General features: G+C 71.5%; 12 protein-coding genes. 9 read left to right on the forward strand and 3 right to left on the reverse strand.

Annotation, left to right across the window (positions count from 1 at the left end; genetic code table 11):
- Positions 1 to 124: 124 nt before the first annotated feature.
- Positions 125 to 1,057, forward strand: a complete 933-nt coding sequence (locus OIE67_RS02545) for a sensor histidine kinase (protein WP_326636239.1) — start codon at positions 125 to 127, stop codon at positions 1,055 to 1,057.
- A gap of 4 nt (positions 1,058 to 1,061) precedes the next feature.
- Here OIE67_RS02545 and OIE67_RS02550 read toward each other — a convergent pair whose 3' ends face one another.
- Entirely contained in the window at positions 1,062 to 2,036 is a 975-nt protein-coding gene (locus OIE67_RS02550) for an aldo/keto reductase (protein WP_326636241.1), read from the reverse strand.
- Positions 2,037 to 2,308: 272 nt separating this feature from the next.
- Between OIE67_RS02550 and OIE67_RS02555 the strand changes: the two genes are divergently transcribed.
- The 8 genes from OIE67_RS02555 to OIE67_RS02590 all read left to right on the forward strand — a co-directional run bounded on the left by OIE67_RS02555 (position 2,309) and on the right by OIE67_RS02590 (position 9,513).
- Entirely contained in the window at positions 2,309 to 2,929 is a 621-nt protein-coding gene (locus OIE67_RS02555; RefSeq protein ID WP_326636243.1) for a DUF998 domain-containing protein, read from the forward strand.
- A 71-nt stretch (positions 2,930 to 3,000) separates the two neighbouring features.
- Positions 3,001 to 3,459, forward strand: coding sequence for a universal stress protein (locus OIE67_RS02560; RefSeq protein WP_326636247.1), 459 nt, complete (start codon positions 3,001 to 3,003; stop codon positions 3,457 to 3,459).
- Between the two features lie 217 nt (positions 3,460 to 3,676).
- A complete protein-coding gene (locus OIE67_RS02565; protein WP_326636249.1) occupies positions 3,677 to 4,933 on the forward strand; it encodes an APC family permease in 1,257 nt (418 codons plus the stop codon).
- A gap of 109 nt (positions 4,934 to 5,042) precedes the next feature.
- A complete protein-coding gene (locus tag OIE67_RS02570; RefSeq protein ID WP_326636251.1) occupies positions 5,043 to 6,476 on the forward strand; it encodes a methionine--tRNA ligase in 1,434 nt (477 codons plus the stop codon).
- Between the two features lie 129 nt (positions 6,477 to 6,605).
- Positions 6,606 to 7,583 carry a phosphotriesterase family protein gene (locus OIE67_RS02575; protein ID WP_326636253.1) on the forward strand — a complete coding sequence of 326 codons (978 nt, stop codon included), beginning with the start codon at positions 6,606 to 6,608 and terminating at the stop codon, positions 7,581 to 7,583.
- Positions 7,584 to 7,624: 41 nt separating this feature from the next.
- A complete protein-coding gene (locus tag OIE67_RS02580; protein ID WP_106249128.1) occupies positions 7,625 to 8,011 on the forward strand; it encodes an STAS domain-containing protein in 387 nt (128 codons plus the stop codon).
- Positions 8,012 to 8,020: 9 nt separating this feature from the next.
- The gene (locus OIE67_RS02585; RefSeq protein ID WP_326636255.1) at positions 8,021 to 8,914 is read left to right on the forward strand and encodes a sigma-70 family RNA polymerase sigma factor; all 894 of its coding nucleotides are present in this window, start codon (positions 8,021 to 8,023) and stop codon (positions 8,912 to 8,914) included.
- A 215-nt stretch (positions 8,915 to 9,129) separates the two neighbouring features.
- Positions 9,130 to 9,513: a hypothetical protein gene (locus OIE67_RS02590; RefSeq protein WP_326636257.1), complete on the forward strand. Its 384-nt coding sequence runs from the start codon at positions 9,130 to 9,132 to the stop codon at positions 9,511 to 9,513.
- 212 nt (positions 9,514 to 9,725) lie between these two features.
- Here the strand turns inward: OIE67_RS02590 and ilvD are convergent, their stop codons facing one another.
- On the reverse strand, positions 9,726 to 11,375 hold the full coding sequence (ilvD, locus tag OIE67_RS02595) for a dihydroxy-acid dehydratase (RefSeq protein ID WP_106249133.1): 1,650 nt from the start codon (positions 11,373 to 11,375) through the stop codon (positions 9,726 to 9,728).
- A 76-nt stretch (positions 11,376 to 11,451) separates the two neighbouring features.
- Positions 11,452 to 12,672, reverse strand: coding sequence for a saccharopine dehydrogenase family protein (locus OIE67_RS02600; RefSeq protein ID WP_326636259.1), 1,221 nt, complete (start codon positions 12,670 to 12,672; stop codon positions 11,452 to 11,454).
- Between the last annotated feature and the right edge of the window lie 17 nt (positions 12,673 to 12,689).

Genomic DNA, 12,689 nt, shown 5'->3' on the forward strand with positions numbered 1-12,689 from the left:
TCGAGGGAGCCGTAGGGGTTACGGGTCGGACGGGGGCGGCGAACGAGCTGGACTCTCTTCACATCCCTTTAGGTACCCCAATGGATTGCCGTGAATTCATCAACCTTGGGTAGCGTGGAAGGTGATGTCGGCGAAACCGTTCGCGCACCCGGCACTCCTCTACCGGGGCGCACCCGAATACGTGGCCGCCACCACGGCTTTCGTCCGCGAAGGGCTGGCCGCGGGCGACCCCGTGGCGGTCGCCGTCCCCGCCGCGAATCTCGCCCTGATCGAGACGGCGCTCGGGGCGGAAGCGGGCAAGGTGCTGCTGCTCGACATGACGGAGGCCGGGCGCAACCCGGGGCGGATCATCCCCGGCGTCCTGCGCGAGTTCGCCGACCGGCATCCGGGCCGGCACGTGCGCATCATCGGCGAGCCGATCTGGCCGGGCCGCAGCGTGACCGAATATCCGGCCTGCGCCCAGCACGAGGCGCTGATCAACCTGGCCTTCAGCGGCCGGCGGGCCACGATCCTGTGCCCGTACGACCTCGACGGCCTCACCCCCGAGGTGCTCGAAGAGGCGGCCCGCACCCATCCCGTGCTGCGCGACGCCTCCCGCGAGTGGGACAGCGCCGACTATGCGCCCGAGCTGGTGATCGAGGGGCACAACCGGCCGCTCGACGAGCCCGAGGCGTTCGTCTCGCTGCGTTTCGACAACGGCAACCTGTCGGCGGCGCGCGTCCTGGCCGCCCGTGAGGCCGCCACGATGGGCTTCGGCGCCGACCGCCTCGACGACATCCGGCTGACGGTGGCCGAGCTGGGCGCCAACAGCCTCGACCACGGCGGCGGCGCGGGCACGCTGCGGGTGTGGGCCGAGGAGGGCCGGCTGGTGTGCGAGGTCAGCGACGCCGGCCACATCACCGACCCGCTGGCGGGCCGCGAGCCGGTCGACCCGCGCACCGCGGGCTCCCGCGGCCTGCTCATCGTCAACCTGCTCAGCGACCTCGTCCGCGTGCACACCAGGGCCGGCGCGACCACGGTCAGGGTCTACTTCGACCCCGACCGGCCCTGCCCGTGAGCGGTCAGCGCTCGACCTCGTTCATGCTGGGATAACGCGTCCCGCGCACCGCGTCCGCGGGAACGGCCCGCACCAGCGCGTCGAGCTGCTCGGGGGTCAGCGTGAGGTCCGCGGCGGCGGCGTTCTCCTCCAGATACTTCAGCCGCTTCGTGCCCGGGATCGGCACGACGTCCTCGCCCTGGGCCAGCAGCCAGGCCAGGGAGATCTGCGCCGCCGTCATGCCGGCCTCGTCGGCGACGCGCTTCACCGCGGCCGCCAGCGCCAGGTTGTGCTCGGCGTTCTCGCCGGAGTAGCGCGGCATGCGCCGCCGGAAGTCGTCGTCGGCCAGCTCGCCGGCACCCGGCATCGCGCCCGACAGCAGGCCGCGGCTGATCGGCGAGTACGCCACCAGCCCCACCCCCAGCTCCCTGGCCGCGGGCAGGATCTCCGCCTCCAGGCCCCGGGTGAACAGCGAGTACTCGCTCTGGAGGGCCGCGATCGGATGCACGGCGACGGCCTGGCGCAGCGTGGCGGCCGACACCTCGGACAGTCCGAGATGGGCCACCTTGCCCTGCTCGACCAGCTCCGCCATCGCCCCGACCGACTCCTCGATCGGCACGTCGGGATTGCGGCGGTGCATGTAGTAGAGGTCGATGCGGTCGATGCCGAGCCGCCGCAGCGAGGCGTCGCACGCCGCCCTGATGTACTCGGGGCTGTTCTCGATCGTCCGGGAGTCGCCGTCGCGCTTGACGCCGAACTTGGTGGCCACCACCGCTTCGTCCCTGCGGCCCTTGACGGCCCGGCCGACGAGTTCCTCGTTGGCGCCCCTGCCGTATATGTCGGCGGTGTCGAGGAAGTTCATGCCGAGGTCGAGAGCCCGGTGGATGACGGCGACGGACTCCTTCTCGTCGCCCTGACCGTAGAACTCCGACATGCCCATGCAGCCGAGGCCGAGAGCGGAGACCTCAAGACCGTCCCTGCCCAGTACGCGCCTTTCCATGTCCATCCCCTGTTGCTGTCGATCCACTGCTCCGGCGCTGCCCGTGCCGGAGCTTCCTCTTCCAGGGTCACACTTCGAGGGCGCTCTAGGCCAAATCGGGTCGGGCCCGCCGCCCCCACCCTGAGGGGGCGAGCCCTACCCGGGGTCGTCTCCACGCAGGTCAGCGGCCCGCCTCAGGGCTTACTCCGACCAAGGTATTAAGGGATCCTTCAGGGCCGGACCGGGCCGATCTCCGATGTTCGCAAAAGCCGCGTTACGCGAGCGTAAAACGTATGAAGGCATTGCTCGTCACGGGATTCACCGCCATCGGCGCGGGAAGCGGCGCCATGCTCACCTTGCACGCGGCATCGAACCTCGACCCGCTGCACAGCGTGATCAGCGAGTACGTCTGGCAGTCGGCCGGCTGGCTGCTGCCCGCCTCGCTCACCCTGTTCGCCGTGGGCTCCGCGCTGATCGCCGAGGCGCTGCGCCGGTCCGGGGCGAGCGGCTGGATCGTGGCCCTGCTGGTGCTCTGGGGGGTGAGCATGTTCCTGGTCGGGGCCTTCCCCACCGACAGGCCCGGCGTGCCGCTGTCGATGTCGGGCGGCATCCACCGCTACGCCGCCTTCGCCGCCTTCATGATGATGCCCGCCGCGGGGATGCTGCTGGCCAGGGCGAGGAGCCCGTACGCGAAGGCGATGCGGATCCTCAGCGCGCTGGCGCTGGGCGCTCTGCTGCTGGTCGTGGTCCCGTACGTGGTGCGCATGTTCGGCATCCCGCTGAGCAACGACGACATCCCCGCCGGGCTCACCCAGCGGGTCGTGGTCGTCACCGAGCTCGGTGTGCTGGCGCTGGCCGGGCTGTCGCTGCTCAGGCCGTCGGCCCGGCGCGAGGTCGCGCCCGCCCTGGCCTGACGATCATTGAGGCGTGAAAGCCGCCGTCCTGGATAGAGGTCAGGTCCGAACCTCTTGTGGAGTGGCTGAAAATGACGATTCTGATCGCGTACGACGGTTCCGACGACGCCAAGGCCGCCATCGCCTTCGCCGGACGGCAGTTCCCCGGGCAGCAGGCGGTCGTGCTGACGGTGTGGGAGCGCCTGGCGATGACCACGGCCCGCGCCTCGGCCGGGCTCATGATGACGTTCGACCAGACGGGCGTGGAGGACGAGGCGGTGGCCGAGGCGATGACCGCCCTCGCCCGGCAGGGGGCGGAGCTGGCCCGGCAGGCGGGGCTGGAGGCGACGCCCCGGTGCGAGCCGGACTCCGTGGCCGTCTGGTCGACGATCGTGGACGTGGCCGACGAACTGGACGCCGACCTCATCGTGACGGGGACCAGAGGGCTGGGCGGGGTGCGTTCGCTGCTGCTGGGCAGCACCTCGGACCGGGTGCTGCACCACGCGCGGCGACCGGTGCTGGTGGTGCCGGGCGCGGAAAAGGACGACTGAGCGGGACGTCCGGCCGGTGATCCCGACCCGCCTCGGGACCGCGTCCGGTCGGGGCCGCGTCCGGTCGGGACCGGGACCGGAGCGGGACGTCCGATGGGGAGCGGGACATCCAGCCGGGACCGGGACCGGCGCGGGACGTTCACCCGGCGTTGGTGGGGATCTGTCGGTGGGATAGGGCAGAGTGGGTTCCTCCTGGCGGGCAGGGGAGGCGAGGACGATGCAGGAGGAGCTGGCGCGCCGGCTCGGCACCACCGACGCGGTGGTCGTGGGGCTGAGCGCGATGATCGGCGCGGGCGTGTTCGCCGCCTTCGCCCCCGCCGCCGCGGCCGCCGGCGAATGGCTGCTGGTCTCGCTCGCGCTGGCCGCCGTCGTGGCCTACTGCAACGCCACCTCCTCGGCCCGCCTGGCCGCCCTCTACCCCGAGTCGGGCGGCACCTACGTCTACGGCAGGCGCCGCCTCGGGCCGCTGTGGGGTTACCTGGCCGGCTGGGGTTTCACGGTCGGCAAGACCGCCTCGTGCGCGGCCATGGCGCTCACGTTCGGCGCGTACGTGCTGCCGGGGCGCGAACGGCCGGCGGCCGTCGCGGCGGTGGCCGTGCTGACGGCGCTCAACCTCTTCGGGGTGCGCCGCTCGGCCGGCGCGGCGCGGGTGATCGTGGTCTTCGTGCTGGCCGTGCTCGCCGGGGTCGTCGTGGCCGGGCTGGTGGGTGACGACGTGGTGCGGTGGTTCTCGTACACGCCGGACCCGGCGCTGATCAGCACTCGCCCCTGGGGCGTGCTGCAGGCGGCGGGGCTGCTGTTCTTCGCCTTCGCCGGATACGCCAGGATCGCCACCCTCGGCGAGGAGGTGCGCGACCCGGCCCGCACCATCCCCCGCGCCGTCGGCATCGCGCTGGCCGTCACCCTCGTCGTCTACCTGCTGGTCGCCCTGGCCGCGCTGCGCACGCTGAAGCCGGAGCTGCTGGCCAGATCCACCGCGCCGCTCACCGACCTGGTCAAGGAGGCCGGGTTCGGCTGGATGGCGCCCGTCGTGACGGTCGGGGCCGCGGTGGCGGCGCTCGGTGCGCTGCTGGCGCTGCTGCTCGGCGTCTCCCGCACGGTGCTGGCCATGGCGCGCGAGCGCGACCTGCCGGGGGCGCTGGCCGCCGTGGACCCGGTGCGGCAGGTGCCGAGGCGGGCCGAGCTGGCCGTGGGCGTGGCGGTGATCGTGCTGCTGCTGGTGGCCGACCTGCGCGGGGCGATCGGCTTCTCCTCGTTCGGCGTGCTGGTCTACTACGCCGTCGCCAACGCCTGCGCGCTCACGCTCGGCCGCGAGGAGGGGGCGCCGCCGCGCGTCGTCCCCGTGCTGGGGCTGGTGCTCTGCCTGGTGCTGGCGGCGACGCTGCCCCTGGCGTCGGTGCTGGCCGGGGTCGCGGTGTTCGCCGTCGGCTGGGTGATCTACGCGGTGCGTCGAGGGCGTACGATGTCCTCATGACGACTCGCGCGGTGATGATGACCCCCTAGGGGGTCCACCGCCACGTTCACGTTGAGGCCCTGCTAGCCGGGGCCTCTCGTCGTGTCCGGGGCCCCACGGGAGGCATCCGATGTACATCACGACGACCATCCCCTACGTCAACGCCCGGCCTCACCTCGGCCACGCCCTGGAACTCGTCCAGGCCGACGTGCTGGCCAGGCACCACCGGCGGCGGGGCGAGCCCGTGCGGTTCCAGACCGGCACCGACGACAACTCGCTGAAGAACGTGCTGGCCGCCGAGGCGGCGGGCGTCCCGGTGCGCGAGCTGGTCGACCGGAACGCCGCCGCGTTCGAGGGCCTGCGCGGGCCGCTCGCGCTGTCGTTCGACTCCTTCATCAGGACCAGCACCCACCCCGCGCACCGTGACGGCGTCGAGCGCATCTGGCGGGAGACCGGGCACGACCTCTACCAGCGCCACTACGAGGGGCTCTACTGCGTCGGCTGCGAGCAGTTCTACCCCGAAGGGCCCTGCCCCGACGGGCACGAGGCGCCGCTGCAGCGCGTCTCCGAGCAGAACTGGTTCTTCCGCCTCTCCCGCTACCAGGACGACCTGTACGCCCTGATCAGCAGCGGCCGGCTACGGATCGAGCCCGCCGCGCGCCGCAACGAGGTGCTGGCCTTCGTCGCGGCCGGACTCGACGACCTCAGCGTCTCCCGCTCCGCCGCCCGGGCCAGGGGGTGGGGGATCCCGGTGCCCGGCGATCCCGCCCAGGTGGTGTACGTGTGGTGGGACGCGCTGGCCAACTACATCACCGCGCTGAATGACGGTGGCGGTGGCGATTACGAGCGGTGGTGGGTGCGTGAGCCGAGCAAGGTCCATCTCGTGGGCAAGGGGGTGATCCGCTTCCACGCGGTGTACTGGCCGGCCATGCTGCTGTCCGCCGGGCGTCCGCTGCCCACGGCGATCTTCGTGCACGACTACCTCACGGCCGACGGGCGCAAGATCAGCAAGTCGTCGGGGAACGCCGCCGATCCGGCGGCGCTCGTGCGGGCGTACGGGGCCGACGCGGTGCGGTGGTGGCTGTTGCGCGAGGTGCCGCGCGTGGGCGACGCCGACTTCACCGAGGCGCGGCTGGTCGCCAGGGCCGACGAGGACCTGGCCAACGGTTTGGGAAACCTGGTCAGCCGGGTCGCCACGATGGTCGTCCGCTTCCTGGACGGCCACGTACCCGAGGAGGGGGAGCCGCTCGCGGAGGTGGACGGCGCGGTGGACACGGCGCTGGCGGAGTTCGACTTCCGGCGGGCGGCGCTGGCGGTGTGGACACTCGTCGAGGAGGCCAACCGGTACGTCGAGCTCGCCCGGCCCTGGCAGCAGCCGCCGCGCGAGCGGGAGGCGTCGCTGGGCACGCTGGTGCGGACCTGCCGGGAGCTGGCCGTCCAGCTGGAGCCGTTCCTGCCGGGCGCGGCGGCACGCGCGTCGGCGGCGGTCGGCGCCCGCCGCCTGACCCGGCCCGAGCCGCTCTTCCCCCGCCACGCGCGCCCGGCGGCACGCGGCACGGCCTGACCGCGCCGCCGCGCGGCAGATCTGACGGCGGCTCACTGAACGATCGCGGCGTCGTGCGGCGTGGCTGTTGACGGCGGGTCGGCAGGAGCTTAGTTTGGCGCACACCGACCAGCCGGTATGGAGGCGCGCATGCCCACAGTCGAGACCCTTCGCGGCCCCGTCGACGTCGGCGAGCTCGGGCAGACGCTGATGCACGAACACGTCTTCGTGGTCGCCACCGAGCACCTGGAGAACTACGGCAGGGGCGCCTGGTGGGACGAGGAGGAACGGATCGCCGACGCCGTCACCAAGCTGCGCGCGGTGGCCGCCAAGGGCGTGCGCACGATCGTCGACCCGACGGTGTGGGGCCTCGGCCGGCACATCCCGCGCATCCTGCGCGTCTCCGAGCAGGTGCCCGGCCTCAACATCATCGTGGCCACCGGCATCTACGTCTTCGAGGAACTGCCCCACACCTACACCTTCCGCGGCCCCGGCCTGATCATCGACCGCCCCGACCCGATGATCGACGACTTCGTCCGTGACCTGACCGAGGGCATCGCCGGCACCGGGGTCAAGGCGGCCTTCCTCAAGTGCGCCGTGGACGCGAAGGGCCTGACGCCCGGCGTCGAGCGCATCTGCCGATCCGTCGCGCAGGCCCACGTGCGTACGGGCGCGCCCATCACCGTGCACACGAACTCCGCCGAGCACAGCGGTCTCCTCGCGCTCGACCTGTTCGCCAAGGAAGGCGTCGACCTGCGCAAAGTGGTCGTCGGGCACGCCGGCGACAGCAACGACCTCGACTACCTCATGCGCCTGGCCGACACCGGCGCGACCCTCGGGATGGACCGGTTCGGCCTGGACGTCTACAACCCGACGGCGCAGCGCGTGGCCACGATCGCGGCGCTGTGCGAGCGCGGCTACGCCGACCGCATGGTCCTCAGCCACGACACGGCCTGCTTCATGGACTACTTCGGCGGCGACTGGGAGGAGACCCGCAGCACGCTCGCGCCGAACTGGCGCTACGATCACATTCACGACGACGTTTTGGCCGCACTGCTGGGCTCGGGTGTGACCGATGACCAGATTGAGCAGATGCTGGTGTTCAACCCGAAGCGCTACTTCTCGTAAAGTGGTCGGATCGGGAAAGCAACGCGGGTAGGTGGAGCTGGGTGACTTCGGAGCAGGCCTTGTCGATAAGCCTCGGACTCCAGGGACCTTGCGTCATCGCGCGGCTGACGGGGGACTTCGATTTCGGGTCGGCGGCCGAGGTTCGCGATCGCGTCACCAAGGCGCTCGATCTCACCCAGCCCCCGATGCTCGTCATCGACATGCAGGCGGTGGCCGTCTGCGACTCCTCGGGTCTTTCCGTCCTGGTCTATCTGCACAAGGCCGTCACCGCCTCGGGCGGCAGGCTGCTGCTGTCGGGGCTCAACGGCAGGTGCAAGCACCTGTTCGCGATCACCGCGCTGGACAAGTTCTTCGACATCCGCTCCACGGCCGAGCTGGCCATCGCGGAACTCAACGAAGAGGGGAATCCGCCGCCGTTTACCGGGTAGTGCCCGGGCATGTCGGCCGACGAGCCCGATCTGCTCGGCACGTACCTGGAGCAGATCGGAAAAATCCCCTTGCTCTCCGCCGCGGACGAAGTGGACATCGCCCGGCGGATCGAGGCAGGCCTGTACGCGGGCCATCTGATCGAGCGTGGTGAGGGCACGCCAGAACTCCACCGCGTCGCACGTGACGGGCGGCGCGCCAAGGACCTGCTGATCAGGTCCAACCTCCGGCTGGTCGTGGCCGCCGCCAGGCGCTACTCCTACCGGGGGCTGCCGATGCCGGACGTCATCCAGGAGGGGAACCTCGGGCTCATCAGAGCCGTGGAGAAGTTCGACTACACGCGCGGCTACAAGTTCTCCACGTACGGGATGTGGTGGATCCGCCAGGCGATCGAGCGCGGCATCCACGACAAGAGCCGTACGGTGCGGCTGCCCATCCACGTGGCGGAGGAGCTGTCGCGGCTGATCAGGGTCGAGCGCCGGCTGGCCGCCGAGCTGGGCCGCGAGCCGACCGAGGCGGAGCTGGGCGAGGTGGCCGAGCGGTCGCCGGCCCAGGTGGCGGCGTTGCGCCGGCTCAGCCAGGAGATGGTCAGCCTGGACCTGCCGGTGGGGGCACACGGCGAGAGCCGGATCGGCGACATGATCGCCGACGAGGAGGGCCCGCAGGTGCAGGAGCTCACCGAGCGCCGCGCGCTCGGCGCGGAGCTGCGCGCGGTGGTCACGACGCTGCCGCCGCGCGAGGCGTTCGTGATCAGGCGCCGGTACGGTCTGGCCGGGCAGGAGGCCCAGAGCTACACCGAGATCGCCGAGCAGCTCGGCCTGACCAGGGAGCGCATCCGCCAGCTGGAGAAACAGGCGTTGCGGCGGCTCAGGGAGGGCGGGCCGCTGCTGGCATGGGCCTCCTGAGACGGGTGACCACTTGGGCGGATAAAGCCGATATAAGCGGATAACCGTTCTATATCGAATCTTGCGCGTCGTGCATGATTTTATCCGGGTGCCTGATAGTAGTCGAAGAGACACGGGTTGCGGCCAGAGGGGGACGCGACCGTTTCGATTCTGGGGGCAGAATGTACAAGCGCCTCGCCGGCGCGGCCTTAGTGGCTGCTGCCGCGACTTCGCTCATGGCCACACCCGCCGGCGCGTCCACATCCGCGCGGACCTCGTTCGCGGCGGAGACCGTCACGACGACGGCCGCTCGTCAGCTGATCCGCACCAAGGTCTCCCTGGGCCGGTGCAAGGACACCTGCCGGATCAACGTCCGGATCACGAACATCTCCCGCAAGTACCTCTACCGCGTCAAGCTGAACGCGCGGCTGAGCGTCAACGGCAGGTCGGTCGGCAGCTGCTACGACTACGTCGGCACCATCAAGCCGCGCAAGGTCCGCTACGCCGCCTGCACCGTGCGGACGAGGGCGCTGTCGCAGAGGTGGAACAACTACCTCGACGGCTGGGCCGGCTTCAACCGCTACGCCAAGACCAGCGTGGCCTACCGCTACTACCGCTGAGCGAGCGAGGGGGCCGGCCGGCAGCGGCCCGGCCCCCCAGGGCTCACGCGGTGACGAGGAGCGCTACCCCGATCAGCACCACGACCGGGACGACCCACATCACGGCCTCGACAGCGAACTCCTTGTACATCGCGGAAGTCTCCTTCAAGGGCGAGGGCGGCAAACGTCATTGCGCAGCATAGCCGCCCTCACCCCGTGTTCGGTCCGCGACCTCAGGCCGTGACGGCGCCGTCGGAGGCGGAGGCGACGGTGGCCACGTACTTGGTCAGCACGCCGCGCTCGACCGGCCGGTCGGGACGCTGCCAGGCGGCCCGGCGTGCGGCCAGTTCCTCCTCGGGGACGAGCAGGTCCAGGGTGCCGGCGGCGCTGTCGATCACGATGGCGTCGCCGTCACGGACCAGGGCGATCGGCCCGCCGTGGTACGCCTCGGGCGCCACGTGCCCGATGACCAGCCCGTGCGAGACCCCGCTGAAGCGGCCGTCGGTGACCAGGGCGACCGAACTGCCGAGACCCCGTCCCACGAGCGGGCCGGTGATCGAGAGCATCTCGCGCATGCCGGGCCCGCCCGCCGGGCCCTCGTAGCGGACCACGATGACGTCGCCGGCCACGATCTGTCCCTGCTGGATCGCGGTGTAGCAGTCGGCCTCGGAGTCGAACACGCGGGCCGGGCCCTCGTGGCGGAAGTCGTCCTTGCCGCCGAGCTTGAGCACGCAGCCGCCCGGGGCCAGCGAGCCGCGCAGGATGGCCAGCGCGCCGCGCGGCTTGAACGGCCGGTCGGCACCGGCCACCACGGTCTGGCCGGGGGTCTCCCGGGCGTCGGCGGCCACGTCGGCCAGGCTGCGGCCGTCGACGAGGGTGACGTTCTCGCGCAGCAGCCCGGCCTCCAGCAGGCGGCGGACCACCAGGGCGGTGCCGCCGGCCCGCCACAGGTCCAGGGCGGTGCCGTCGCCGCCGCTGGGCTTGAGCCCGGTGATGATCGGGACCTGGCGGCAGATCTCGCCGATCCGGTCGATCTCCAGCGGCAGCCCGGCCTCGCGGGCGATGGCCAGCAGGTGCAGCACGGCGTTCGTGGAGCCGCCCATGGCGGCCACCGACACGATCGCGTTGTGCAGCGCGTCGGCGGTCAGCACCTTGGAGGGGCGGGCATCGGCGGCCAGCGCGCGCATGGCGATCTCGCCCACGCGGCGGGCGGCGGCCTCCTTGTCGGGGACGGTGGCCGGGATGTCGCCGACGCCGAACGGGGCCAGGCCGAGGAAGTCGGCGACGGTGCCCATGGTGTTGGCGGTGTACTGGGCGGCACAGGTGCCCGCCCCCGGGCAGGCGTGCTTGGCCAGGTCGTCGAGGTCGGCCTGGTCCATCCGGCCGACCTCGCGCTCGCCGAGCGCCTCCCACATGTCCTGGATGGTCACGTCCTTTCCGCGCCAGCGGCCCGGCAGCATGCTGCCGCTGTAGAGGACGACCGAGGGCACGTCCAGCCTGGCCAGCGCCATGATCGCGGCCGGTACGGTCTTGTCGCAGCCGACGATGGCCACCAGCGCGTCGAAGCCGTGCGCGCGGCCCATCAGCTCGATGGAGTCGGCGATGACCTCGCGGCTGATCAGCGAGGTGCGCATACCGGGGGTGTGCATGGTGAGGTTGTCGGAGACGGCGATCGTGTTGAACTCCATGGGCAGCCCGCCTGCCGCGCGCACGCCCTCGGCCACCTGGGCGGCCAGGTCGCGGTGGTTGAGGTTGCACGGCATCGTGCCGGTCCAGGTGGAGGCGATGCCGACCACGGGCCGGCGCATCTCCTCCTCCGACAGGCCCATGGCGTACAGGTGGGATCGGGCCGGTGCGCGGTCGGGATCGTCGGCGATGCTCAAGGGAAAACCTCCGATGTTCGGTTCGCTGCCTCCCCATGATGCTGCGCCCGCCGATGCCGGTGGACCCCGGCCCCCCTCACTGCTCGCGCAGGCCCCACGGTGAGCCGTACTCGACCAGCAGATCGAGGAACGGCCGGGGCTCGAAAGCCTCGGGACCCAGCACGCCCGCGCCCTTCCAGACGCCCGTCGCCATCAGCTCCAGCGCGATCACCGGGTTGACCGCGGTCTGCCAGACCACCGCCTGGGAGCCGTACTCGCGCATCGACCACTCGTTGTCGACCACGTGATAGAGGTACACCTCGCGCGCCCGCCCGTCCTGGACGCCCTTCACCCAGGTGCCGGCGCAGGTCTTGCCGTGCATGCGGTCGCCGAGCGCGGCCGGGTCGGGCAGCACGGCGGCGACCACGTCACGCGGTGACACCCTGGCCTCGCCGCGGTCGGTCATGACGGCGACCGGCTCGGTGCGGTCCACGCCGAGCGCGTGCAGGGTCTTGAGCGTGCCGATGAACTCCTCGCCGAGGCCGTACTTGAACGTCACCCGCTGCGCCGGGATCCACCGCGGCACCAGCACGACCTCCTCGTGCTCGACGTTCACACACTCCACCGGGCCGATCCCGTCGGGGAAGTCGAAGATCTCGGGCTCGCTGAACGGCTCCGTGGTGTACCAGCCGCGCTCCTTCTCGTAGACGAGCGGTGGGTTGAGGCACTCCTCGATCGTGGTCCAGATGGAGAAGGAGGGGGCGAAGTCGTAGCCGTCGACGGTGAGGTTGCCGCCGTCCCTGATGCCGATCTCCTCGATCTCGTCGAACAGCTCGTCGGCGGCGTAGCGGGCGAAGACGTCGGCCAGGCCGGGCTCCACGCCCATGCCGACCAGCGCCAGCCTGCCCCGCTCGGCCCACTCGCCCGCGCGGGCGAACTGCTCGTCGCCGAGCTTGACACCCACCTCCTCGTACGGCCGGTCGGGGTGCGGCCTGGACATCGACATGGCCATGTCGAGGTAGTCGGCCCCGGCGGCCAGTGCCGCCTCGAACAGCGGCAGCACGAAACGCGGGTCGGTGGCGTTGAGCAGCACGTCGCAGCGGTGCTCGGTCAGCAGCGCGGTGACGGCCCGCGCGTCGGCGGCGTCGACCCTGGCCGGGGTGAACCTGGCGGCCCGGTCGCCGAGCGCGGCGACGGCGGCCTTGGCGCGGGGCAGGTCGTAGTCGGCGACCACCATGTGGTCGAAGAACGGGCGGCGGGCGGCGATCCGGGTGATGGCGGTTCCCACGCCGCCGGCTCCCACGATAAGGATACGCATGACGATAAATCCCCTTT

The sequence above is a fragment of the Nonomuraea fuscirosea genome (assembly GCF_035917475.1).
Lineage (GTDB): Bacteria > Actinomycetota > Actinomycetes > Streptosporangiales > Streptosporangiaceae > Nonomuraea > Nonomuraea fuscirosea.

Excerpts from the sequence above, each read along its gene's own strand:
- OIE67_RS02545 (WP_326636239.1), top strand. The coding sequence starts at position 125 with ATGTCGGCGAAACCGTTCGCGCACCCGGCACTCCTCTACCGGGGCGCA.
- OIE67_RS02550 (WP_326636241.1), bottom strand. The coding sequence starts at position 2,036 with ATGGAAAGGCGCGTACTGGGCAGGGACGGTCTTGAGGTCTCCGCTCTC.
- OIE67_RS02555 (WP_326636243.1), top strand. The coding sequence starts at position 2,309 with ATGAAGGCATTGCTCGTCACGGGATTCACCGCCATCGGCGCGGGAAGC.
- OIE67_RS02560 (WP_326636247.1), top strand. The coding sequence starts at position 3,001 with ATGACGATTCTGATCGCGTACGACGGTTCCGACGACGCCAAGGCCGCC.
- OIE67_RS02565 (WP_326636249.1), top strand. The coding sequence starts at position 3,677 with ATGCAGGAGGAGCTGGCGCGCCGGCTCGGCACCACCGACGCGGTGGTC.
- OIE67_RS02570 (WP_326636251.1), top strand. The coding sequence starts at position 5,043 with ATGTACATCACGACGACCATCCCCTACGTCAACGCCCGGCCTCACCTC.
- OIE67_RS02575 (WP_326636253.1), top strand. The coding sequence starts at position 6,606 with ATGCCCACAGTCGAGACCCTTCGCGGCCCCGTCGACGTCGGCGAGCTC.
- OIE67_RS02585 (WP_326636255.1), top strand. The coding sequence starts at position 8,021 with ATGTCGGCCGACGAGCCCGATCTGCTCGGCACGTACCTGGAGCAGATC.
- OIE67_RS02590 (WP_326636257.1), top strand. The coding sequence starts at position 9,130 with ATGGCCACACCCGCCGGCGCGTCCACATCCGCGCGGACCTCGTTCGCG.
- OIE67_RS02600 (WP_326636259.1), bottom strand. The coding sequence starts at position 12,672 with ATGCGTATCCTTATCGTGGGAGCCGGCGGCGTGGGAACCGCCATCACC.